Below are 23,105 nucleotides of genomic sequence, written 5' to 3' on the forward strand. Positions count from 1 at the left end.
CACATCCGTTCACGGGCCATGAAAAGTCTCTCTATGCGGCGCACTATGAGTGTATGACCACTTCAACCCCTCGAACCGATGTCGTTTCCCTCACCGAGCACCCGCATTCGCAGGTGCTCGTGATCGGGGGTGGCATCAACGGTGCCGCCACCTTCCGTGAACTCGCTCTCCAAGGCGTCGACGTGACGCTCATCGAGCGCTCCGACTACATCTCCGGAGCCTCCGCCGCCTCATCGCACATGATCCACGGCGGCATCCGGTATCTCGAGAATGGTGAGTTCCGACTCGTGCGCGAGGCCGTGCAGGAGCGCAACCGGCTGCTCAAGACCGCCCCGCACTACGTGAAGCCCCTCCAGACCACCATCCCGATCTTCTCGACCTTCTCCGGTGTGGCCGCGGCTCCGCTGCGCTTCCTCACCCACAAGCAGAGCAGCACCACCGAGCGCGGTGCGCTGCTCATCAAGGTGGGGCTCATCCTCTACGACTCCTTCTCGCGAGACGGGGGCAGCGTTCCGCGTCACCAGTTCCACGGCCGCCGCAAGTCGCTCGCCGACCAGCCGGCCCTCAATCCCGACCTCAAGTACACTGCGACCTACTACGACGCTGCGATGGTCAATCCCGAGCGCCTCGGCCTCGATGTGCTGCTCGATGGCGTCGCTGCGGGCGGGCGAAGCGCGAACTACGTGGAAGCCGTCGGCTCCGTCGATGGTGGAGTGCTCGTGCGCGACCGGGTCACCGGTGACGAGTTCGTGCTCACCGCAGATGTCATCGTCAACACCTCCGGCCCCTGGACCGACCTCACCAACGACGCCCTCGGTGCTCCGACCAAGTTCATGGGCGGCACCAAGGGCTCGCACATCGTGCTCGACAACCCCGAGCTGTTCGCGGCCACCAAGGGTCGCGAGCTGTTCTTCGAGAACGACGACGGCCGCATCGTGCTGATCTACCCGATCAAGGGACGCGTGCTCGTCGGCACCACCGACATGGATGCCGACCCGCGCGACCCGATGATCGAAACCGATGACGACACCGAGTACTTCTTCAACCTCGTCTCTCACGTGTTCCCGGATGTCGCGGTCGATCGCTCGCAGATCGTCTTCACCTATGCGGGCATCCGCCCTCTTCCCCGCCACGACGACGAGGCTCCCGGCTTCGTGTCTCGCGACTATCGCATCGAGAAGGGCAGCTTCGGCGGTTCGCCGCTGCTCAGCCTCGTCGGCGGTAAGTGGACCACATTCCGCGCGCTGGGCGAGCACATGACGAACGAGGTGCTCGCCATCCTCAAGCGGGAGCGCACGGCATCCACCACCACGCTCTCCATCGGCGGAGGAGCGGGCTTCCCCACCACCGAACCCACGCGCAACGCCTGGATCCACGCCAACGCCGTCGGCGTCTCCCGCTCCTGTGTGGCCGAGCTGTTGACGCGGTACGGCACGCGGGCGACGAAGTTCATCTCGGCGATCGCCGGCACGGAGGACGCAGCACTGAAGACGACCGCGCTGTACACCACCGCCGAGCTCGACCACCTCGTTCGCACCGAGAGCGTCGTGCATCTCGACGACGTGCTTCTCCGTCGCACCGATCTCGCCTTCACCGGCGCGGTGACCGCTGCGATGATCGAAGAGCTGGCGGATGTCGTCGGCGCGAGTCTCGGCTGGACCGGCGAGCAGCGCGCCGCGGAGGTCGCCGCGACCCGTGAGACCCTCACGACGCTTCACGGTCAGGTCTTCGCCGACGAACCTTCGGTGGTCACCCAGTAGCCGCGGTTGCTTCCGCCCCCTACGCCTCCTGCCGCATAACTCCTGCAGTTTGTGCCACTCTGCTCTGCTGGGCCCGTATCGACGGCGTTTTCGCAAGAAAGCCGAAGACTGGCGAGCAGATTGCAGGAGTTATGCAACGGGGCGGTGGGGATTCCGGCCGGAACCGACACCCTGGGGTGGCGCCCGGCGGTCGAACGGACCAGAGCCCTCTCGCGAATCGCCCCTCGGCATAACTCCTGCTTTTCGCGAACTGGGAGTTTGCGATGCTTGCGGCCTCGGCACGGACTGACCCGCGCAGTGCGCCGAGCCGGAGTTATGCACCGGGCTGGTGAGCGCCAAGCTGTACACAGATCTGGGAGGCTCTCCCCCCAAGCCGACCGCATCGGTCACGATCCCACAATGACGTGGAACGAGGTCTTCGCCCAATTGAACCTGACGGTGGCGGATCGGCGCACGCTGCTCGCGTACGGTGCCACCGGCGCGGGGCTCACGAGTGCGGTACGCGGCGGCTCGCTCGTGCGACCACGCCGGGATCACTATGTGCTTCCGGGCGCACCGACTCCTGTTGTTCAGGCGGTGCGGGTGGGCGGCCGCCTCGGCTGTGTCTCCGCTCTGCATCTGCTCGGTGCCTTCGCCATGGACTCTGCGACGCCGCATATCCATCTCCCGCGCTCGGCATCGCGACTGCGCTCGCCGCATTCACGGTCGATCACCCTCTCCGATAGCGCGCGAGACGACTCTGTGTTGCACTGGTGGCCCCTCCTCGACGGCACCGACGTCTCGCACCATGCCGTCGGGGTGCGCGAGGCGGTGGCGCAGGTGGTCCGGTGCCAAAAGCCGTGGCATGCCATTGCCACGCTCGACAGCGTCCTCCATCAGGGACTCTTCTCGCTCGACGAGCTCAGGGCGCTCTTCCGCCATGTGCCCGAACGGTGCGGGTCGCTGATTGGCCAGCTCGACGGCCGATCAGAGGCCGGCCAGGAGTCGATCCTGCGGTTGCTGATGAGGCGACTCGGCCTGCACTGCGACATCCAGGTGGAGGTGGCGGGAGTCGGGCGTGTCGACATGATCGTGGAGGGCATCCTCATCCTCGAAGCCGACAGCAGACTCGCCCATGACGGCTGGGAGATGCACGTGCGTGATCGCAATCGGGATATCGACTCGGCACGTCAGGGGTATATGAGCCTTCGACCGGCGTATCAGCGCACGATGTTCGACCCGACCGCTGTGCAGGAGGCTGTCCTCGCGCTCCTGGCGGCGTGGAACCACCATCGGGTCCACATTCTGTAGCTTCGGCGCACTCCCTCCACCGCTGGGCCGGGCGCATAACTCCTGCAGATTTTCTCCGAGGGTCTCCTTCTCGCCGGGGTTTCGCATGAACTCGGCAGTCCGCTGCCGGTCTGCAGGAGTTATGCAAACTGAACGGCGGGCGGCTTGTCAGCCCGCAGCCGCGGCAGCTCCCCGAGGGAGCGGATGCGCCCCGCTTCGGCTTCCTCGCGCCGATCGTCCCGCTCCGAGGGAGGTCGATGGACCCTGATGGCACGCGTCACCGCCCGCCGGTGCGCGAACAGAGTGTCATCGGGGTCGACGAGCACCGCGGACGGGAGACTCCCCTTCCCTCGAGCTCACCGCTCATCCACGACGACCCGCGGCGTGACTGCCGGGCAGGCGTCGCGCAAGTGGGCTTCGAGTCCGGCACTCGAGGTATGCACGGTCGGCGTCGATTCCATCAGGGTCACGATCCGGCAGAGCGGCGCGATGTCGGAATCGTCGAATGTTCCCGTCGCGCGGTATTCGCGGTAGGCCACGAAGGCGATGGCCCTCAGTTCCTGGTCGCCGAGAAGATCCCCTCCCCGCGTGACGAGCACCCAGAAGTCGATCATCGCCTCATCCGGATCCCCGGACTGCCAGAGGATGCCCGGGTCGCGCGGGTCGGAGAGTCGCAGGATCTTCGAGACCGCGCGGTCGCCGGTGTGCCAGATCGACCCGGTGAGGATCCGTGTCAACGGCTGTCGCACGACCGTCTCCGCGGGGCCCTCCGCAGGGAGGGCGGCGCAGGCCAAGAGGACTGCGGCGCTGACCGCCGCGACACCCACCGTCACCCACCGACCATCCGAGACGAGTGCCCGGACGGCGGCCAGGGCGAGCGAGAGCACGATGATGACCAGAAAGACGGAGAGTATCCACGCGAGCTTCGTGGGGTAGTACGCGGTCCACGGGTCGCCCTGCCCGTGGTCGAGGTAGATCAACGCTCCTGATGCTGCGACGCTGGAGCCGACGACGGCGATCATGCCGGGCAGCACAGGAAACGGGGTCTTCCGAGCGGTGAGCAGTGCGAGCCCGACGAGAGCGACTAGCAGCACCGGCACGATCGGCCAGGCGGAGGGGAATCCGTGGCCGGCGATCTCGAGGGCATCCCCCTGAGCCAGGAATGTCGGCACCGTGACGATCGCCACCCAGGCCATCACCTGCGCCGCCGCGATCACGATAATCACCGCGGAGCGCCCCTGAAGCGAGCGGATGAGCTTCCAGTCCCGCGCCAGGATCACGATTGCGAGGGCACCGGGAACGAGCACGAGCGGAGCCCAGGTGGCCAGCACGAGCGTGGTGAGGCCGGAGATGGTGACGAGTGCGGCGATCGGGAAGCGGCGGGACGCCAGAAACACCAGCCAGGTCGAAAGCAGGAGGGGGAGTACCACGTTCGCGTTGAAATACCCCCACTGCATGGGAAGGCCCGCGACGTACCAGGTGAGCGGCAGGAGCGATCCGAGTGCGCTCGCGACGCCGACGAGAACGGGATATCTCTTCGGGATGAGCGAGGCGACCACCGCGCCGGTGAGGATGCAGACCGCCGCGAAGATCAGCGTCCAGATGATGGTGAAAGAGGCGAGATCATGGGCTAGAAGGTCACGGTTCGCGATCGAGGATCGGCCGGGTGCCATCGCCAGCGCGAGAAGTGACGCCGGCAACGGCACAGGATTCTCGGACTGGCCCAGCGCCAGGCCGCGGGCCGACAGGATCACGTTGCCGTAGAAGAGGTTGTTGAAACCGTCGCCGTTCATGGCCCAGCTGAGCCGCGCGGCACCGGGGACGAACTGCGACGCGACCAGGGTTCCGATCCACCCGAGAGCACCGAGCATCGGCGCTACCCAGAGGGCGACCGCGTGCCGTCCCGGCTTGCGGAGCGCCCCGGGTGTGCGCCGCAACAGCAGCGCGCCGACGGCGGCGAAAATGAGCGCTCCTCCCACCTGGGTCGCGACGATATCCCACCGGGTGGCGTGGCTCACCAGCAGCATCGTGAGAGCCACGAGGATCGCGGCTGCAGCGGTGCCGGGCACCGCGATCGCGAGCCCGAAGCGTTTGCTCAGCGCAAGAAGCCATGGCACAGCGGCGAGCGCGAGTGCAGCGAAGAGGATGATCATCGGCGGCTCGAGACCGCGCACCGGCGAGCGCCCCCGGTCATACCGGCCACCCGGGCCGCTCCGCCCGGGGCTCGGCCGTCTTCAATCGGCCATGCCAGGCGAGGGGGTGCGTGCCGTCACGGAACGTCAGCTGGGTGGGGCGCTCACCGGTGTACTCGAATCCCGCTTTGCGGGCGACGGAGACGGATGCCGCGTTGCCGACGACGCACTCCCACGCGATCTCGGCGAGGCGCAACTCCTCGGCGAGCCAGTCGGTCACGGCGACCACGGCCTCGGTCATCAGGCCGCGACCGCGATGCGGTGCACCGAGCCAGAACCCGATGTCGCCCAGCTCACGGCGCCAGCCGATGATCCCGAGAAGTGGCCCATGCTCAGTGTCACGCACCGCCCAGGTGAGTTCGTCTCCGGAGAGCCAACCGCCGGGAACCACCCGGTACAGAAAGTGATCGGCATGCCGCTGCTCATAGGGCCACGGAAGGGTCATCAGCGTCTCGAACAGCGGGTCGCGACAGTATTCCGCAACGGCATAACGGTCGGAGAGCACTGGAGAATCGAGCCACAGCCGCTCCGTGCGAAGCACCGGCGCCGTCACCGTCATCTCTTCGGCAACAGGCCGATGCGGTCATAGACCGTCGCGAGCGTGACATCGGCGATGGCGGCCGCTCGATCGGCATTGCCGGCGAGCACCCGATCCAGCTCGGCGGGATCGTCGAGGAGTTCGAGGGTGCGAGCTCGAATCGGCGCGAAGGTCTCGACGACGACATCGGCGAGATCCTTCTTGAAATCACCGTAGCCCCGGCCCTCGTAGTCGACCTCCAGAGAGGCGATCGACCGGTCGCTCATCACCGAGAAGATGGTGAGCAGGTTGGAGACGCCGGGCTTCTCGGCGACGTCGTAGCGAACCTCACGGCCGGCATCCGTCAAAGCGGATTTGATCTTCTTCGCCGTGACGGAGGGCTCATCGAGCAGCCACACCACGCCCGACGCGCTCTCTGCGGATTTGCTCATCTTCGAGCCCGGGTTCTGCAGGTCGTAGATGCGGGCGGTCTCTTTCAGGATCATCGGCTCCGGCATGGCGAAGGTCGTGCCGAAGCGCGTGTTGAAACGGTTCGCGAGGTCGCGGGTGAGCTCAACGTGCTGTTTCTGGTCGTCACCCACCGGCACCGCCACCGCGTTGTAGAGCAGGATGTCGGCGGCCATGAGAGTGGGGTAGGCGAACAGGCCGACCGAGGCGGCATCCGCCCCCTGCTTCGCCGCCTTGTCCTTGAACTGGGTCATTCGGCTCGCCTCACCGAACCCGGTGATGGTGTTGAGAACCCAGGCGAGCTGTGGATGGGCGGCCACGTGCGACTGCACGAAGAGGGTGGAGACCTCGGGGTCTATCCCCGCGGCGATGTATTGAGCGGCGGTACGCCGGGTGTTCTCGCGCAGCAGGAGCGGATCCTGCGCCACCGTGATCGCGTGCAGATCCACGATGCAGAAGATCGCGTCGTGAGTGATCTGCAGCTCCTTCCACTGCAGCAGTGCTCCGATGTAATTGCCGATATGGAGGGACTCTGCCGAGGGCTGCATGCCGGAGAACAGGCGTGGTTTGGAACTCATGGAGACAGTCTTTCAGACGGGCGTGCGGCTAGAGGGCGTAGTCGACGACAACCGGAGAGTGGTCCGACCAGCGGGTGTCCCAGGCGGAGGCGCGATCCACCACATAATCGGTGACGGATGCCGCGAGCTCGGGCGACGCGACCTGGTAGTCGAGGCGCCAGCCGGTGTCGGTGTCGAAGGCCTGCCCCCGCTGGGACCACCAGGTGTACGGTCCGTCCACCTCGCCGGCCCAGGTGCGCCCGACATCCACCCAACCGAGTCCGCGCCGGGTCTTTCCGTCCACACACGCGACGTTCTTGCCTGCCGGCCCGAAGAACTTGTCGAAGTAGGCACGCTCCTTCACCAGGAACCCGGCGCTCTTGCGATTTCCGCGCCAGTTCTTGAGGTCGAGTTCGCGATGCGCCACGTTGAGGTCACCGACGATGACGGCGAGCGGAGTGTGCGCGGAGAGCTCGGGCAGACGCTTCGTCATCGCGTCGAGGAACTTGTACTTCTCGATCATCTTCTTGGGGTCCTCGACGTTGCCGGAGTGCACATAGGTGCTCACCACGGTGACGATCGAGTCACCGACACGGTAGTCGGCCTCGAGCCACCGACCGGCGCTGTCGAACTTCTCATCACCGAGGTCGACGCGGTGGATCTCTGCGCTTCCGCGACTGGCCAGGGCTACGCCGGCGCGCCCCTTGGCGGTCGCCGCGTCGTGCAGGATGTTCCACTCCGGGCCGAGCAGCTCTTCGAGATCGGAGGTGGCGGCCCGCACCTCCTGAAGGGCGAGAATATCGACATCCCTGGCCTGCAGCCAGTCACCCATGCCCTTGCGGAATGCCGCCCGCACCCCGTTGACGTTGACGCTGGCGATACGCAGGGGGGTGCTCATGATGCGAGCCTAACGAACACCGGTGACGTCACTTGAGCCGGGCGATCGGACGCACGCGCGGGCGCGGGTGGCGACCGGGAGGCACGATGCCCTTCTGCCGCGGGGTGGTCGACGCGGTCTGACCATGGTCGGCCATGTCGACGGAGATCCAGGTGGCCGAGAGCAGGATCACCTGGCAGATCAGCCCGAACCAGACGAGCAGCCCGAGGATCACCGCGAAGGAGGCCAGGAGCGGATTCTTGCCTGCGCCGCCTACGATCGTCGCGCCGAGCACCTTGAGGATTCCGAGGGCGAGTCCGCCGAGAAGCGCGCCGGTGAGGAGCCGTTGCCACGGTATGCGTACCGCGAGGAGCACGCGGAAGAGCACGGCGAGGGTGAGCGTATCGAGCGCGAGGACGACGAGCAGACCGATGATCCTGGCGACGGTGATGGCGAAGGTGGACCGGTTGTCGATGCCGAGAAGGCCGAAGAGCCAATTGAGCGCACTCGTGGAGAAGACGGAGAGCGCCGCTGACAGGATCGTGACGGCGGCGAAGGCGACGACGAGGGCGAGATCCCGCAGCTTGAGGAGCAGGAAGAAGGTGGTGTCCGGGGCCAGGTCGAACATCGCGCGTACCGCGGAACGAGCGGAGGCGAACCAACTGAGCGCGGTCACCAGCAGGGCTGCCGCGGCGATGATGCTGCTCCAGCCGAGCACGCGGGACTTGAAGAGGGCCTCGAGGTCGATCGCACCGCCTCCGCTGCCCGTGTCGATGAGGCCAGGGACGGAGGTCGACAGGGTGTTGACAACCGCGTCTTTCAGATCGGGGTTGGACTCGATCGACAGCCCGAGGACGGCGAATCCCACGTACAGCCCGGCGAAGACACTGTAGAGCGCGGTGAGGCTGAGGCCCCCGGCGAGGATCGGCCCATTCTTCTCGGAATAGCGCTGGAACACCCGCACCGGCCTGAGCTTCATGACCCGAGCGATGACCGCTTGCAGCGAGCTGAGCATCCATTCCCTTTCGACCGCTCAAGCCTAACCAGAGCGCCGGTAGAGTTTTGTTGAAACGGCAGGGCTCGAGGAAGAGGAACGCATGGATCTGCAGGGTATCGGCGTGGGGCGCGGAGTCGCAGTTGGCCCGATCCTGAGGATGCCGGATCCCCTCCCCGAACCGGCCGATGGGCCGCGCTCGACGGATGCGGCGGACGAGCTCGCCACGGTGAACTCGGCGTTGTCCACCGTCGCGGCCGAGCTCCTGGCGCGCGGCGAGAAGGCGGGCGGTGCAGCGAGAGACGTGCTGGAAGCGGCCTCACTCATGGCCCAGGATCCGACCCTCGTCGACGACGTGACCGCGCGCATCGATTCCGGCAAGTCCGGCGAGCGGGCGGTGTTCGAGGCCTTTGGGGCATTCCAGGACATGCTCACCGGCATGGGAGGTCTCATGGCCGAGCGGGTCACCGACCTCGGGGACGTCTCCCAGCGCATCATCGCCCACCTCCGCGGGGTCCCCGCACCGGGCGTGCCCAGCTCCGACAGCCCCTTCATCCTCGTCGCGCCCGACCTCGCCCCAGCCGACACCGCACTCCTCGACCTCGACAAGGTGCTCGGTCTCATCACCCGCGACGGTGGACCCACCAGCCACACGGCGATCCTCGCCCGGTCCAAGTCGATCCCCGCGATCGTCGGGGTGACCGGTGCGCTCGACCTCACGGACGGAACAGTGGTCATCGCGGATGCCGCCTCCGGCAGCGTGCGCGTCTCGCCCACAGACGACGAGGTCGCCATGGCGCGGCAGCGCATCGCGGATCGGGCCGCGGCCGCCTCCGCCCCGATCACCGACGGCGCGCTCGCCGACGGCACGAAGGTGCCGCTTCTCGCCAACCTCGGATCACCCCGGGACGCCGCCGCCGCCGTCGCCCTCGGTGCCGAGGGCGTCGGCCTGTTCCGCACCGAATTCCTTTTCCTCGACTCGAAGTCCGCCCCGACGGCGGAGGAGCAGCGGGTGCAGTACACGGAACTCCTCTCGCACTTCCCCGGCAAGAAGGTCGTGGTGCGGGCGCTCGATGCCGGGGCGGACAAGCCGCTCAGCTTCCTGAACGATGCCCACGAGGAGAACCCGGCCCTCGGGCTCCGTGGCCTGCGCGCGCTCCGCGCGAGCGAGCCGATCCTGCGCGACCAGCTGACGGCTCTCGCGCTCGCGGCGGCAGAGACGGAGGCGGAGCTGTGGGTGATGGCACCGATGGTGTCGGATTCCGAGGAGACGGAGTACTTCGTCTCCATCGGCAGGGAGCTCGGTCTGAAGATCGTCGGCGTCATGGCAGAGGTCCCGTCGCTCGCGGTGCTCGCCGACCAGGTTCTCGAGAGCGCGGATTTCGTGAGCATCGGTACCAACGACCTCACCCAGTACACGCTGGCGGCCGACCGGATGCTCGGGTCGGTGGCACATTTCCAGGACCCGTGGCACCCCGCGGTGTTGCGTCTCGTGAAACTCATCGGCGATGCCGGTGCCGCGAGCGGCAAGTCGGTGGGGATCTGCGGAGAGGCTGCGGCCGATCCGCAGCTGGCGGTGGTGCTCGTCGGCCTCGGCGCGACGACACTGAGCATGACTCCGGCGGCCCTCGCCGACGTACGAGCGGAGCTGGCGACTGTCACGATCGAGCAGGCTCGCCAGAAGGCTGCGGCGGCTCTGGGCGCTCGGACCGCGGCTGGCGCACGGGCCGCGGCATCCGCCTGATCGCTGTAAGAGCGCCGGGATCATTCGCCGCTGGAGGCCCCGGAGGTCATACTGGAATGGCCCTCACTGCGCGTCGATGACACCATCGGATGCCCGGTCGGGTCCGAAAGGCAGCACCGCGAGCGGGGGATCGCACCATGGAGCACGAGGAAGCCGAAGGTCGAGGAGTCCCGGGCACGACGGCCTCGGATGAATCGCTCGTCGCGCTCGCGCGAGCGGGAGACCGCAGCGCTTTCGCCCAGCTGTGGCAGCGGCACGCCCGCTCCGGACTGCGCGTTGCTCGCCAGTTCACCTCCTCCATCGATGCCGACGATCTGGTGTCCGAGGCCTACGCGCGCATCTACCAGCGGGTGCTGGCCGGTGGTGGACCCGATGGCGCCTTCCGCCCCTACCTCTATACGACCATCCGCAACCTCGCGAGCCGGTGGGGCGGCGATCGTCATGATGTCAACGTCGACGACATCGGAGATTTCGAGGATCCGCGGGCCGTCGAAGATCCCGCCGCCATCGCCCTCGACCGCACGCTCACGGTGCGCGCCTTCCGAGCGCTGCCCGAGCGGTGGCGATCGGTGCTCTGGTACACCGAGGTGGAAGGGATGGATCCGCACGAGGTCGCCCCGATCCTCGGACTCACCGCGAACGGGGTCGCGGCCCTCTCGTATCGGGCTCGCGAAGGGCTGCGCAAGGCCTGGTTGCAGGCGCACGTCTCCGACGCCACGGCCTCCGGCGAGTGCCAGTGGGCGATCGCGCGGCTCGGCGACTTCGCGCGAAACGGACTGACGGCCCGCGAACGCACCAGGGTCAGCGACCACCTCGAGACCTGTGCTCGCTGTTCGATCATCAGCGAGGAGGTGGAGGAGGTGGGCTCGCACCTGGCGCTCGTGCTGCTCCCGCTCCTGCTCGGCGGTATCGCCGGCGGCGGTCTGCTCGCCTCCCTCAGCACCCCCGCTACCGCCGTCGCGGCGACTCTCACTCCGGCCCTCCCCCCGGCATTCGTCGTCGGCTCTGGGGCGGTGGCCGCGCCGACGGTGGCCGCGGGGCTCACGGCCAGCGCGATCGCCGCGCCCCTGATCGGCACTCTCGCGGTGGCGATGGTGGTGTCGGGAGGGCTCGCGGCGAGCAACGCGTCCCCGGTAACCCCCGCGCCGGTATCGACCTCGATCTCGCAGCCCGCCGACACCTCGACGGCACCCTCGTCGACGGCATCCTCGTCGACAGCATCATCGTGGACAGTGGCCCACTGGCCCGCGATCTCCACCACCGCCGCGGATGCTCGGGGCTTGGCCGACGGTTTCAGCGACGGTCTCCCCCCACTCTTGAGGCCGATCGGAACAACCCTCGACGGCACCGTCTCACAGGTGGGGATGACGGTCGACGGGCTCGTCACCGACCTGACGAATCCCGTCAACTCGCTGATCCCCGGCGTCGCTCTCGCACCGGGGGAGGAGCCGGCGCACTCGGCTCCCGCCGGAGTCGTCGGGGTCGCCAGCGCACTCGATCTGTCGGGCACCGGGGTTCCCGGCGCGACCGTCTCTCTTCAGGCGGCCGGGATCGTCTATGCGACCACGAAGGTCACCCCCGCGGGGACCTGGGCGATCCACCTGACCGCGCTTCCCGCGGCGACGGTGGGTCTCCAGCTGAAGCAGAGCGTCCTCGGCCTGCTCGGCATCGACCTCGACATGCCGTTGAGGGTGCTGTCGAACAGCCTCGGCGTGGGCATCGACATCCTCGGTCTCTGATTCGTTCGGCATTCTGCGTCATAACCGGCGGTGCGCGCGCTCTCTCCGGATAGGAGGGGAAGTCATTCCCCTCTCCCTCCCGAAAACAGAGGAACAGGGAGGGCCTACGGGGGTAGGTGAGCAATACCACCCGAAAATGAAAATCGCCGGCTGCCCTTCGGGTGGGCAGTCGGCGATTTCGTTTGGTGCTTCGCGTTACGGCTTTCCGCGCAGAACGGCGGCTTTGACCTCGGCGATGGCCTGGGTCACCTGAATGCCGCGCGGGCAGGCCTCGGTGCAGTTGAAGGTCGTGCGGCAGCGCCACACGCCCTCCTTGTCGTTGAGGATGTCGAGGCGCACCTGCGATCCCTCGTCGCGTGAGTCGAAGATGAAGCGGTGGGCGTTCACGATCGCCGCCGGTCCGAAGTACTGGCCATCCGTCCAGAAGACCGGGCAGCTCGAAGTGCAGGCCGCGCAGAGGATGCACTTGGTCGTGTCGTCGAAGCGGGCCCGCTCGGCGGGGCTCTGAAGGCGTTCCTTCTCGGGCTTCGAGGAGGCGATGAGGAAGGGCTGCACTTCCTTGAAGCTCTCGAAGAACGGATCCATGTTCACGATCAGGTCCTTCTCGAGCGGAAGTCCCTTGATCGCCTCGATGTAGATCGGCTTCGAGAGGTCGAGGTCTTTCAGCAGGGTCTTGCAGGCCAGCCGGTTGCGACCGTTGATGCGCATCGCGTCGGAGCCGCAGACACCATGGGCGCACGAGCGGCGGAACGTCAGCGAAGCATCCTGCTCCCACTTGATCTTGTGCAGGGCGTCGAGCACTCGGTCGGTGCCGCCCATGACCACGTCGAAGTCTTCCCAGCGTGGCTCGAGGTCCACCTCCGGGTCGAAGCGACGGATGATGAGGGTCGCCGTGAAGGTCGGAATCTCTTCCGGAACGGAGGGACGATTCTCCAGGACTGCGTTACTCATGGATCAGTTCGCCTCTTTCATTAGTATTTTCTCTCCATCGGCGGGTAGTTGGTGATCACGACGGGCTTCCAGCCGAGCTTGATGTGCTCGCCGGCATCCGCGGACTCCGGGTCGCCCACCAGGTAGGCCATCGTGTGCACGAGGAAGTTCTCGTCGTCGCGGTCGGGATAGTCCTCGCGCATGTGACCGCCCCGGCTCTCCTTGCGTGAGCGTGCGGAGTAGACGACGACCTCGGCGAGGTCGAGCAGGAAGCCGAGCTCGACGGCTTCGAGCAGGTCGGTGTTGAACCGCTTGCCCTTGTCGCGGAGCGCGATGTTCTTGTAGCGGGCGCGCAGCCGTTCGATGAGTTCCGTGACCTCGGCCAGCGACTCGTCGGTGCGGAAGATCTGCGCGTTGCGATCCATGGAGTCCTGCAGTTCCTTGCGGATCGCTGCGATGTTCTCCGACCCGTTTCCGCTGCGCACCATGTCGAGGATCTTGCGCACCCCGGCTGCCGGATCATCCGGAAGCGGTACGAACTCTGCGGTCTTCACGTACTCGACCGCATTCTGGCCACTGCGCTTGCCGAACACGTTGATGTCGAGCAGCGAGTTTGTGCCGAGACGGTTGGACCCGTGCACACTCACGCAGGCGCACTCTCCGGCCGCGTAGAGGCCCGGCACGACCTCGGTGTTGCTGCGCAGCACCTCGGCCTTGACGTTCGTGGGGATGCCGCCCATCGCGTAATGCGCGGTGGGGAGCACGGGAACGGGCTCGGTGTAGGGCTCGACACCGAGGTACGTGCGAGCGAACTCCGTGATATCCGGGAGCTTCTCGTCGATGACCGCCGGCTCGAGGTGGGTGATGTCGAGGTAGAGGTAGTCCTTGTTGGGGCCGGCTCCGCGTCCCTCACGGATCTCCGTCGCCATCGAGCGTGCCACGATGTCGCGCGGCGCGAGGTCCTTCAGGGTCGGCGTGTACCGCTCCATGAACCGCTCACCGGTGGAGTTGCGCAGGATCGCGCCCTCGCCGCGGGCCGCTTCGGAGAGCAGGATGCCGAGTCCGGCGAGGCCGGTCGGGTGGAACTGGTAGAACTCCATGTCCTCGAGCGGAAGTCCCTTGCGCCAGATGATGCCGACGCCGTCGCCGGTGAGGGTGTGGGCGTTCGAGGTGGTCTTGTAGATCTTGCCGAATCCACCCGTGGCGAAGATGATCGCCTTGGCCTGGAACACGTGCAGCTCCCCGGTGGCGAGCTCGTAGGCGACGACTCCGGACGGCTGCTCCTTGGTCACACCGAAGGCATCCGTCACCTCGGTCATGACCAGATCGAGCACGTAGTACTCGTTGAAGAAGTTGATGCCGAGTTTGACGCAGTTCTGGAACAGCGTCTGGAGGATCATGTGACCGGTGCGGTCAGCGGCGTAGCAGGCGCGACGCACGGGAGCCTTGCCGTGCTCGCGGGTGTGGCCTCCGAAGCGGCGCTGGTCGATCTTGCCGTCGGGGGTGCGGTTGAACGGCAGCCCCATGTTCTCGAGGTCGAGGACGGCATCGATCGCTTCCTTCGCGAGGATCTCCGCCGCATCCTGGTCGACCAGGTAGTCGCCACCCTTGACGGTGTCGTAGGTGTGCCACTCCCAGTTGTCTTCCTCGACGTTGGCGAGAGCCGCCGCCATGCCGCCCTGTGCCGCACCCGTGTGGGAGCGCGTGGGGTAGAGCTTCGAGATGACTGCGGTGCTCGCGTGCGGTCCGGCCTCGATGGCCGCACGCATCCCGGCGCCGCCGGCGCCCACGATCACGATGTCGAACTGGTGGTAGTGCACCCCGTCGATGACCGACGAAGTCCCCTGTGCGTCTGTTCCCATTATGTGTCCGGCCCTACTTGGCCGGGCAGAAGGACGGGAGGAGCTCGGCTGGCGAGCCCGCAGGACAGGGATTGAAGGTGTAGATCACGAGGGTTCCCAGCAGGATCAGTAGAACGGCGGACGCGAGGAGTGCGCCCTTGAATATGCGGCGGACAAGAGGGTTGGAGGCGTAGTCGTTCACGATCGTGCGCATGCCGTTCGCGCCATGGATGAGAGCGAGCCAGAGCAGCAGGGTGTCCCAGATCTGCCAGAAGGGCTGCGACAGCTTGCCGCCGACGAAGCCGAAGTCGATGGCTTTGACTCCCTCTCCGGCGACGAGGTTGACGAAGAGGTGTCCGAAGATCAGCACGACGAGAACGACGCCGCTCGCGCGCATGTAGATCCAGCCCCACTTCTCGAGGTTGACCTGGGAGTTGTGCTGTGCTCGTGGTGAACGCGGCGTTTCAATGGTGGTGGTCATGATCACGCCCCTCCGAAGATGTGCATGAGCTGACGGGGGAGGAAGCCCGCCATCAGGACGACCCAGATTCCGATGACGATCCAGAACATGAGGCGCTGGTGCTTGGTGCCGACGCTCCAGAAGTCGATGAGGATGATGCGCAGGCCGTTGAGGGCGTGGAAACCGATGGCGGCGACCAAGCCCGCTTCACCGAGGCCCATGATGGGCGTCTTGTACTGGTCGATCACCGCGTTGTAGGCCTCCGGGCTGAGCCGCACGAGCGAGGTGTCGAGGATGTGCACGAGCAGGAAGAAGAAGATCGCGACCCCGGTGATGCGGTGGAGTACCCACGACCACATCCCTTCCCGACCCCGATACAGCGTGCCTCGTGGCACCCGCGGAGCTGAGATCCTGGGTGTCGGAAATTTCTTATCTGGCGTAGGTGCAGCCAGGGCCCCCGCCGACTTCTCTGGCACGAACAACCCTCCTTGGCGTCGGTGAGCTCCATAACAGAAGCTGTGAAAGTTCACAGATGAACTGAGTCGATTCTATTCCCGGCGATGGGGAGCACTCTGCCAAGAGGCCTCCAGAACGTCTCGGTATCGAGACATTTCCCAGCTTGTGCGGCGCGGTGGACCATGCTGCCCCGGTGAGGGTCGCGGTCCCGACGGATAGTGTGGGCGACATGGTCACACCTCCGGAACCGCTCGCCCGTTTCTACAGCGTGATTCCCGCCGGCGGCATCGGCTCCCGGCTCTGGCCGCTGTCCCGTGCCGATGCCCCGAAGTTCCTCCACGACCTCACCGGCTCCGGAAGCACCTTGTTGCGCGCCACCTGGGATCGCCTCGCGCCCATCTCCGGTCCGGATCGCATCATGGTCGTGACCGGCCGGGCGCATCGCGCGGCCGTCGAGGCGCAGCTGCCCGATCTGACCGACCCGAATGTGGTGCTCGAAAGCGAGCCGAAGGATTCCTCCGCCGCGATCGGACTGGCCGCGGCGATCCTGGTGCGCCGGGAGCCGGATGTCATCATCGGATCCTTCGCCGCGGACCATGTCATCTCCGACCAGCGCGGTTTCCGCCGGGCGGTCGTCGAAGCGGTCGCGGCGGCGGAGGCCGGATATATCGCGACGATCGGCATCACCCCGACGGATGCCGCCATCGGCTTCGGGTATATCCACTGTGGGGAGCCGCTCGATATTGCGGATGCCCCCCGAGCCGTGAGCGTCGACAGCTTCGTCGAAAAGCCCGACCTCTCCACGGCCCAGTCCTACCTCGCCGACGGCAACTACCTCTGGAACGGGGGCATGTTCATCTCTCGTGCCGACGTGCTTCTCACACAGCTCGGGGAGACGGAGCCGCAGCTGCTCGCGGGTCTCGAGGAGCTCGCCGAAGCGTGGGACACCCCCCGCCGCGGAGCCGTGGTCGACAAGGTCTGGCCGGAACTGAAGAAGATCGCCATCGACTACACCGTCGCGGAGCCCGCGGCGGCGGCTGGCCGCCTCGTCGTCATCCCCGGAGACTTCGACTGGGACGATGTCGGCGACTTCGCGGCGATCGCCAAGCTTCACTCCGGAGGGCGCAAGTCCGATCTGGCGATCCTCGGCGAGAACGCGCGGGTGCTCGCCGATGCCTCCAGCGGTGTGGTGATCAGCCAGACCGGTCGCCTGATCTCCCTCATCGGCGTGACCGACATCGTTGTCGTCGACACCCCGGACGCACTCCTCGTCACCACCAGCGCGAACGCGCAGCGGGTGAAGTCCGTGGTGGATGCCCTCAAACTGTCTGGTCGCAGCGACGTCCTCTGACTTCATGGGCGAAATCCGCGTGATTATTTCTGCAACATTTCCTGACCATCGCATCTTGGTAACCATTGGGTCCCAGAGGTCACGGATGGCTGATCCGCTGTCGTAACATTCGGTAACCTGACACCACTATGGCCACGGCAACCGATGCCGTGGCTGCACCTTCTTGGAGGACATCTTGAGAATCACCACCCGTAAGGCCGCGCTCAGCGGTCTTGCTCTGGTCGGCGCCGTTTCCCTGCTCGCGGGTTGCGCAGCAGCGCCCAAAGCCGACACCACCACCGCAGCAACGACGAAATTCCTTCCGTGCATGGTCTCTGATGCTGGTGGGTTCGACGACAAGTCCTTCAACCAGCTCGGCCTCGAGGGCCTGCAGTCTGCGGCCAAGTCTCTCGGTGCTTCGTACAAGAAGGCGGAGTCCAACGCCGACACCGACTACGCACCGAACATCGACAGCATGGTCGCCGCGAACTGCAACCTGATCATCACCGTCGGCTTCAACCTCTCCGCCGCGACTCTCGCTGCGGCCAAGGCCAACCCCGACATCCAGTTCGCCATCATCGATGACGCTGCCGACGCCAACTTCGACGGCAAGGTCGACGAGCCGAACATCAAGCCGATCCTCTTCGACACGGCCCAGGCCGCGTTCCTCGCGGGATACGCCTCGGCGAGCTACAGCAAGTCGGGCATCGTCGGCACCTTCGGTGGCATGCAGTTCCCGACCGTCACGATCTTCATGGACGGCTTCGCCGATGGCGTCGCGCAGTTCAACAAGGACAAGAGCAAGGACGTCAAGGTCGTCGGCTGGGATGTCACGAGCCAGAAGGGTTCGTTCACCGGTGGTTTCGACGCGAACGACACCGCGAAGAGCACGGCCCAGAACCTGATCGACCAGGGTGCTGACGTCATCTTCCCCGTCGGTGGCCCGATCTTCCAGAGCGCGGGAGCGGCGATCACCGACTCGAAGAAGGACATCGCGCTCCTCGGAGCCGACGCCGACGTCTACAACACGTTCCCGCAGTACGACAAGCTCTACCTCACCTCGGTGCTCAAGGGCATCGATCCGGCCACGCAGGCCGTCGTCAAGGCGAGCGCCAAGCAGGCAAAGGGCTCGTTCGACAACGTGGCCTACGTCGGCAACCTGAAGAACGACGGAGTGGGCATCGCCCCGTTCCACGACTTCGAGTCGAAGGTCGATTCCGGACTGCAGGGCGAGCTGGACAAGCTCAAGGCCGACATCATCAGCGGCAAGCTGACGGTGAAGTCCTACCTCTCCGGTAGCTGATAACACACGAAACGACGGGCGGGGAGGCCAGCGATGCTGGTCTCCCCGCTCTGCTTAACCATCCACTCTGCCGCTCGCAGACCTGATTGACTTGCGGCTACAACTCCTGCAACGTTGCCGGATAGATTGGGACGCATGAAGCTCGAACTCCGTGGGATCACCAAGAGATTTGGTGCCCTTGTGGCCAACGATCACATCGATCTCGTCGTCGAACCCGGCGAGATCCACTGCCTCCTCGGGGAGAACGGCGCCGGCAAGTCCACGCTCATGAACGTGCTCTACGGCCTCTATCAGGCCGAGGAGGGCGAGATCCTGCTCGACGACGCCGTGCAGCACTTCGCCGGCCCCGGTGACGCGATGGCGGCCGGTATCGGAATGGTGCACCAGCACTTCATGCTCATCCCCGTCTTCTCCGTCGCGGAGAACGTGATGCTCGGCCACGAGCAGACCTCCTTCGGTGGCCGCCTCGACCTCGCGGCGGCACGCGAACAGGTGCGCCAGATCTCGAGCCGCTTCGGATTCGACGTCGATCCCGACGCCCTCGTCGACGACCTTCCCGTCGGGGTCCAGCAGCGGGTGGAGATCATCAAGGCACTCTCCCGCGACGCGAAGGTGCTCGTCTTCGACGAACCGACCGCGGTGCTCACCCCTCAGGAGACGGATGAGCTGATGGTGATCATGAAGCAGCTCAAGGCGGCAGGCACCTCCATCGTCTTCATCACCCACAAGCTGCGCGAGGTGCGCGAGGTCGCCGACCGGATCACCGTCATCCGGCTCGGCAAGGTCGTCGGCGAAGCATCCCCGACCGCGACCAACACCGAACTCGCCTCGCTGATGGTGGGTCGACCGGTCGAACTCACTGTGAACAAGGGCCCGGAGAAGCCCGGCGACGCGGCGCTCGTGATCAGTCACCTCTCGGTCATCGATCACCGCGGGCAGCTCGTCGTGAACGACGTGAGCTTCGAGGTGAAGTCCGGGGAGATCCTCGCGATCGCCGGCGTGCAGGGCAACGGGCAGACCGAGCTCACCGAGGCGATCATGGGGCTTCAGCCCCGGGTCACCGGATCCATCATGCTCGACGGCACCGATCTGCGTCGCGGATCGACCAGGAAGGTGCTCGACTCCGGAGTCGGCTTCGTGCCGGAGGACCGCGGGGAAGACGGACTCATCGCGGAGTTCACCATCGCCGAGAATCTCATGCTCGACCGATCCGACGGGGCTCCGTTCGTGAAGGCGGGGACCCTCCAGCTCGGCGGCCTCGCGGAGTTCGCCGAGCAGAAGATCGTGGAGTTCGACATCCGCGCTCAGGGCATCGGCACCCACGCCGGCAAACTCTCCGGGGGCAACCAACAGAAGGTCGTGCTCGCCCGCGAGCTGAGCCGCGACCTCCGGCTCTTCGTGGCCGCGCAGCCGACCAGGGGACTGGATGTCGGCTCGATCGAGTTCGTGCATACGCGCATCGTCGCGACGCGCGACGCCGGCACCGCCGTGATCGTCGTGTCCACCGAGCTCGATGAGGTCGTCGCGCTCGCAGACCGCATCGCCGTGATGTACCGGGGAGGGATCGTCGGGATCGTGCCGGGCAACACCCCTCGTGAAGTGCTCGGGCTCATGATGGCGGGCGAACTGCCCGACACGGCGGAGGTGGCGGCGTGACCGACTCGCAATCGCCCTCTCCGGCATCTCCACAGCCCCAGACGACGGTCGGACCTGTCGACAACCAGCCCTCCCGGTTCAGCGGGGTGTTGCGGGAGATCACCACGGGCAACGCCCTCATCTCCGTGCTGGCCGTCGTGCTGGCACTCGTGGCTGGCGGCGTTCTCATCGCGCTGACGGACCCGGCGGTCAAGACGGCCTCCGGCTACTTCTTCTCCCGCCCCACCGACACGCTCCAGGCCATCTGGACCGCCGTGTCCGGAGCGTACATCGCCCTGTTCCAGGGGTCGATCTACAACTTCGGCCGGCCAGACTTCGCCAGCGGCATCAAGCCGTTCACCGAGACCCTCTCCTTCGCGACGCCGCTCATCGCGGCCGGTCTCGGGGTGGCGCTGGCCTTCCGGGTGGGGCTGTTCAACATCGGTGGGCGTGGGCAGATGCTCATCGCCGCCGCCGCCGCCGGCTGGGTCGGCTTCTCCTTCGACCTGCCATTCCCACTCCACCTCATCGTCGCGCTGCTCGCGGGGATCGCGGGCGGCGCGATCTGGGGCGGCATCGTCGGACTGCTCAAAGCGCGAACCGGGGCGAACGAGGTGATCGTGACGATCATGCTCAACTACGTGGCGTATTACCTCCTCGCCTACATGCTCCGCACCCCCGGCCTTCTGCAGGCCAAGGGGTCGAGCAATCCGAAATCCCCGGCGATGAAACCCTCCGCGATCTTCCCCGACCTCCTGGGGCCGAACTACAACCTCACCATCGGGTTCATTCTCGTGATCGTCGTGACCGTCTTCGTCTGGTACCTGCTCAACCGGTCGAGCCTCGGCTTCAAGTTCCGGGCGATCGGCGAGAATCCCCACGCCGCGCGCGTCGCGGGCATCGACGTGAAGAACATGTACGTCTACGCGATGCTCATCTCCGGTGGGCTCATCGGGCTCGCCGGGGCGAACCAGGTGCAGGGATCCATCACCTCGGGATTCGGATCGGGCATCGACGCGGGTATCGGGTTCGATGCCATCACCGTCGCCCTCCTTGGTCGGTCACAGCCGTGGGGCGTGTTCGTGGCAGGCATCCTGTTCGGCGCGTTCAAGGCGGGGGGATTCACCATGCAGGCCTCCCAGGGCATCCCCATCGAGATCGTGTCGGTCGTCCAGTCGCTCATCGTGCTCTTCATCGCGGCTCCTCCGCTGGTGCGGGCGGTATTCCGACTCCCGAAACCCTCCGGCATCCCGAGAACCCGAAACTCGAAGATCTCCGGCAAGAAGGCTGTGGTGACCAAATGACCACCGTGACAGGCAATCAGGGCGTCTCGAGCAGCGCCCCCATCGCGCTCGAGTCGGCAGTGGTGAAAAGCTGGAAGGCACCCATCGCCCTCGGCTTCTTCGCCCTGCTCTCGCTCGTGCTCTTCGGCATCTTCGGCCGCTCGGGAATCAGCACCTTCCGGCTGTCCACCGACTCCGACTTCTTCCAGATTCCCCCCATCCCCGTCGACGCCCGCCCCGCCTCGATCGTCACGTCGGTGCTGTTGCTGCTCATCGCCGGTTGGGCGGCCTGGCTCGCGCAGCACGCGCGACGCGTTCCGCTCTGGGTCACCGCCGTGTTCGCGATGCTGTTCCTGTTCACCTTCCTGGTCTGGGCATCCGCGGGTCTGCGCTCCATTCCCGTGGCCGGACTGCTCGTCGGCGCCGTCGGACTCAGCGTTCCGCTGATCTTCGGGGCGCTCGGAGGAGTGATCTCGGAGCGGGTCGGTGTGGTCAATGTGGCCATCGAAGGCCAGCTTCTCGCCGGAGCCTTCGTTTCGGCGCTCGTCGCCTCCGCGACCCGCCTTCCCCTCCTCGGGTTGCTCGCGGCTATGGTCGCCGGCATGTTGGTGTCGTTCGTGCTCGCGGCTTTCTCGATCAAGTACTTCGTCGACCAGGTGATCGTCGGCGTGGTTCTCAATGTGCTCGTCACCGGGCTCACGAGCTTCTTGTACACGACCCTGTTGAGCCCCAACCAGACCACCCTCAACTCCCCGGAGCGGTTCCAGCGAATCAACATCCCGCTGCTCAGCGAGATCCCGATCATCGGACCGACGCTGTTTCGGCAGACGATCATCATCTACATCATGTACGTCGCGGTCTTCGCCGTCTGGTACGCCCTCTTCCACACCAAGTGGGGTCTCCGGCTGCGGTCCTCGGGAGAGAACCCGCAGGCCGCGGACACGGTAGGCATCAACGTCAACCGCACCCGCTTCTGGAACGTCTCCCTCGCCGGCGCCATCGCGGGGTTCGGCGGAGCGTACTTCACCCTCGGATCCGTGGGCAGCTTCAGCAAGGAGATGACGGCCGGCGCCGGGTTCATCGCCCTCGCCGCGGTGATCTTCGGGCGCTGGGATCCGATCCGCGCGACCCTCGCCGCCCTGCTGTTCGGGTTCGCCACCAACCTCCAGAGCGTGCTGTCGGCCATCGGCTCCCCGGTGCCCAGCGAATTCATGCTGATGTTGCCGTACGTGATCACCATCTTCGCCGTCGCCGGGCTCGTCGGATCCGTGCGACCCCCCGCCGCATCGGGCAAAGCGTACGTGAAGGGCTGATGATGTCGGAGATCGACTGGGAGGCCCTGCGGCTCGTCGCCAACGAGGCGAACACGCACGCCTATGTGCCCTATTCGAAGTTCCCGGTGGGTGTCGCCGCGATCGTCGATGACGGAAGGATCATCTCCGGCGCCAATGTGGAGAACGCGTCCTACGGCCTCACCCTCTGTGCCGAGTGCGCCCTGGTCTCCTCGTTGCACATGACCGGGGGCGGGCGCCTCGTGGCCTTCACCTGCGTCGACGGCCACGGCAACATCCTCATGCCCTGCGGCCGGTGCCGGCAGCTGCTCTACGAACATTCCGCACCTGGCATGCTTCTCGAGACCGTCTCCGGCGTCAAGACGATCGATGAAGTGATCCCGGATGCCTTCGGGCCGCGACAGCTCGCCGAATACCGCGACGCGGACTGAATTCTCTCTTCCCCAACGATCGGACTC

General features: G+C 66.2%; 19 protein-coding genes. 10 read left to right on the forward strand and 9 right to left on the reverse strand.

From position 1 onward, the window contains the following. The first annotated feature begins 53 nt into the window (after positions 1-53). Both F1C58_RS02720 and F1C58_RS02725 read left to right on the forward strand, forming a co-directional pair. Positions 54-1,760 carry a glycerol-3-phosphate dehydrogenase/oxidase gene (locus F1C58_RS02720; RefSeq protein ID WP_185202493.1) on the forward strand — a complete coding sequence of 569 codons (1,707 nt, stop codon included), beginning with the start codon at positions 54-56 and terminating at the stop codon, positions 1,758-1,760. Positions 1,761-2,159: 399 nt separating this feature from the next. Beyond that, positions 2,160-3,050: a hypothetical protein gene (locus F1C58_RS02725; RefSeq protein ID WP_185202494.1), complete on the forward strand. Its 891-nt coding sequence runs from the start codon at positions 2,160-2,162 to the stop codon at positions 3,048-3,050. A gap of 335 nt (positions 3,051-3,385) precedes the next feature. Here the strand turns inward: F1C58_RS02725 and F1C58_RS02730 are convergent, their stop codons facing one another. The 5 genes from F1C58_RS02730 to F1C58_RS02750 are packed head-to-tail and all read right to left on the reverse strand — an operon-like array spanning position 3,386 to position 8,655. Beyond that, positions 3,386-5,203 carry a hypothetical protein gene (locus tag F1C58_RS02730; protein WP_185202495.1) on the reverse strand — a complete coding sequence of 606 codons (1,818 nt, stop codon included), beginning with the start codon at positions 5,201-5,203 and terminating at the stop codon, positions 3,386-3,388. 16 nt (positions 5,204-5,219) lie between these two features. Continuing rightward, on the reverse strand, positions 5,220-5,774 hold the full coding sequence (locus F1C58_RS02735; RefSeq protein ID WP_185202496.1) for a GNAT family N-acetyltransferase: 555 nt from the start codon (positions 5,772-5,774) through the stop codon (positions 5,220-5,222). Between the two features lie 2 nt (positions 5,775-5,776). Further along, entirely contained in the window at positions 5,777-6,784 is a 1,008-nt protein-coding gene (trpS, locus tag F1C58_RS02740) for a tryptophan--tRNA ligase (RefSeq protein ID WP_185202497.1), read from the reverse strand. A gap of 28 nt (positions 6,785-6,812) precedes the next feature. Continuing rightward, the gene (locus F1C58_RS02745) at positions 6,813-7,661 is read right to left on the reverse strand and encodes an exodeoxyribonuclease III (protein WP_185202498.1); all 849 of its coding nucleotides are present in this window, start codon (positions 7,659-7,661) and stop codon (positions 6,813-6,815) included. A gap of 28 nt (positions 7,662-7,689) precedes the next feature. Then, positions 7,690-8,655 (reverse strand): YihY/virulence factor BrkB family protein, encoded by a 966-nt coding sequence (locus tag F1C58_RS02750; RefSeq protein ID WP_185202499.1) that lies wholly within the window; start codon positions 8,653-8,655, stop codon positions 7,690-7,692. An 82-nt stretch (positions 8,656-8,737) separates the two neighbouring features. On the opposite strand from F1C58_RS02750, the gene ptsP reads away from it, so the two are divergent. Together ptsP and F1C58_RS02760 are read left to right on the forward strand one after the other, a co-directional pair. After that, on the forward strand, positions 8,738-10,378 hold the full coding sequence (ptsP, locus tag F1C58_RS02755) for a phosphoenolpyruvate--protein phosphotransferase (protein ID WP_185202500.1): 1,641 nt from the start codon (positions 8,738-8,740) through the stop codon (positions 10,376-10,378). Between the two features lie 137 nt (positions 10,379-10,515). Then, entirely contained in the window at positions 10,516-12,117 is a 1,602-nt protein-coding gene (locus F1C58_RS02760) for a sigma-70 family RNA polymerase sigma factor (RefSeq protein WP_185202501.1), read from the forward strand. A gap of 195 nt (positions 12,118-12,312) precedes the next feature. On the opposite strand, the gene F1C58_RS02765 is transcribed toward F1C58_RS02760, so the two are convergent. From F1C58_RS02765 to sdhC, 4 genes are read right to left on the reverse strand one after another with little or no spacing between them, the layout of a single operon-like run. Further along, the gene (locus tag F1C58_RS02765) at positions 12,313-13,068 is read right to left on the reverse strand and encodes a succinate dehydrogenase iron-sulfur subunit (protein ID WP_185202502.1); all 756 of its coding nucleotides are present in this window, start codon (positions 13,066-13,068) and stop codon (positions 12,313-12,315) included. A gap of 20 nt (positions 13,069-13,088) precedes the next feature. Continuing rightward, entirely contained in the window at positions 13,089-14,909 is a 1,821-nt protein-coding gene (sdhA, locus tag F1C58_RS02770; protein WP_185202503.1) for a succinate dehydrogenase flavoprotein subunit, read from the reverse strand. Between the two features lie 13 nt (positions 14,910-14,922). Continuing rightward, entirely contained in the window at positions 14,923-15,369 is a 447-nt protein-coding gene (locus F1C58_RS02775; protein ID WP_185202504.1) for a succinate dehydrogenase hydrophobic membrane anchor subunit, read from the reverse strand. A 2-nt stretch (positions 15,370-15,371) separates the two neighbouring features. After that, positions 15,372-15,707, reverse strand: a complete 336-nt coding sequence (gene sdhC / locus F1C58_RS02780) for a succinate dehydrogenase, cytochrome b556 subunit (RefSeq protein ID WP_370543697.1) — start codon at positions 15,705-15,707, stop codon at positions 15,372-15,374. A gap of 326 nt (positions 15,708-16,033) precedes the next feature. Here sdhC and F1C58_RS02785 point away from each other — a divergent pair, with 326 nt between their 5' ends. The 6 genes from F1C58_RS02785 to F1C58_RS02810 all read left to right on the forward strand — a co-directional run bounded on the left by F1C58_RS02785 (position 16,034) and on the right by F1C58_RS02810 (position 23,078). Beyond that, positions 16,034-17,155: a mannose-1-phosphate guanylyltransferase gene (locus tag F1C58_RS02785; RefSeq protein ID WP_185202506.1), complete on the forward strand. Its 1,122-nt coding sequence runs from the start codon at positions 16,034-16,036 to the stop codon at positions 17,153-17,155. Between the two features lie 175 nt (positions 17,156-17,330). Then, a complete protein-coding gene (locus tag F1C58_RS02790; RefSeq protein ID WP_185202507.1) occupies positions 17,331-18,437 on the forward strand; it encodes a BMP family protein in 1,107 nt (368 codons plus the stop codon). A gap of 135 nt (positions 18,438-18,572) precedes the next feature. Next, a complete protein-coding gene (locus F1C58_RS02795) occupies positions 18,573-20,093 on the forward strand; it encodes an ABC transporter ATP-binding protein (RefSeq protein ID WP_185202508.1) in 1,521 nt (506 codons plus the stop codon). Further along, positions 20,090-21,376, forward strand: a complete 1,287-nt coding sequence (locus F1C58_RS02800) for an ABC transporter permease (RefSeq protein ID WP_185202509.1) — start codon at positions 20,090-20,092, stop codon at positions 21,374-21,376. The genes F1C58_RS02795 and F1C58_RS02800 overlap by 4 nt, the downstream gene beginning before the upstream one ends. Then, positions 21,373-22,668: an ABC transporter permease gene (locus F1C58_RS02805; RefSeq protein WP_185202510.1), complete on the forward strand. Its 1,296-nt coding sequence runs from the start codon at positions 21,373-21,375 to the stop codon at positions 22,666-22,668. The genes F1C58_RS02800 and F1C58_RS02805 overlap by 4 nt, the downstream gene beginning before the upstream one ends. After that, the gene (locus F1C58_RS02810; RefSeq protein WP_185202511.1) at positions 22,668-23,078 is read left to right on the forward strand and encodes a cytidine deaminase; all 411 of its coding nucleotides are present in this window, start codon (positions 22,668-22,670) and stop codon (positions 23,076-23,078) included. The genes F1C58_RS02805 and F1C58_RS02810 overlap by 1 nt, the downstream gene beginning before the upstream one ends. Positions 23,079-23,105 lie beyond the last annotated feature (27 nt).

Source organism: Glaciihabitans sp. INWT7 (assembly GCF_014217685.1).
GTDB lineage: Bacteria > Actinomycetota > Actinomycetes > Actinomycetales > Microbacteriaceae > Lacisediminihabitans.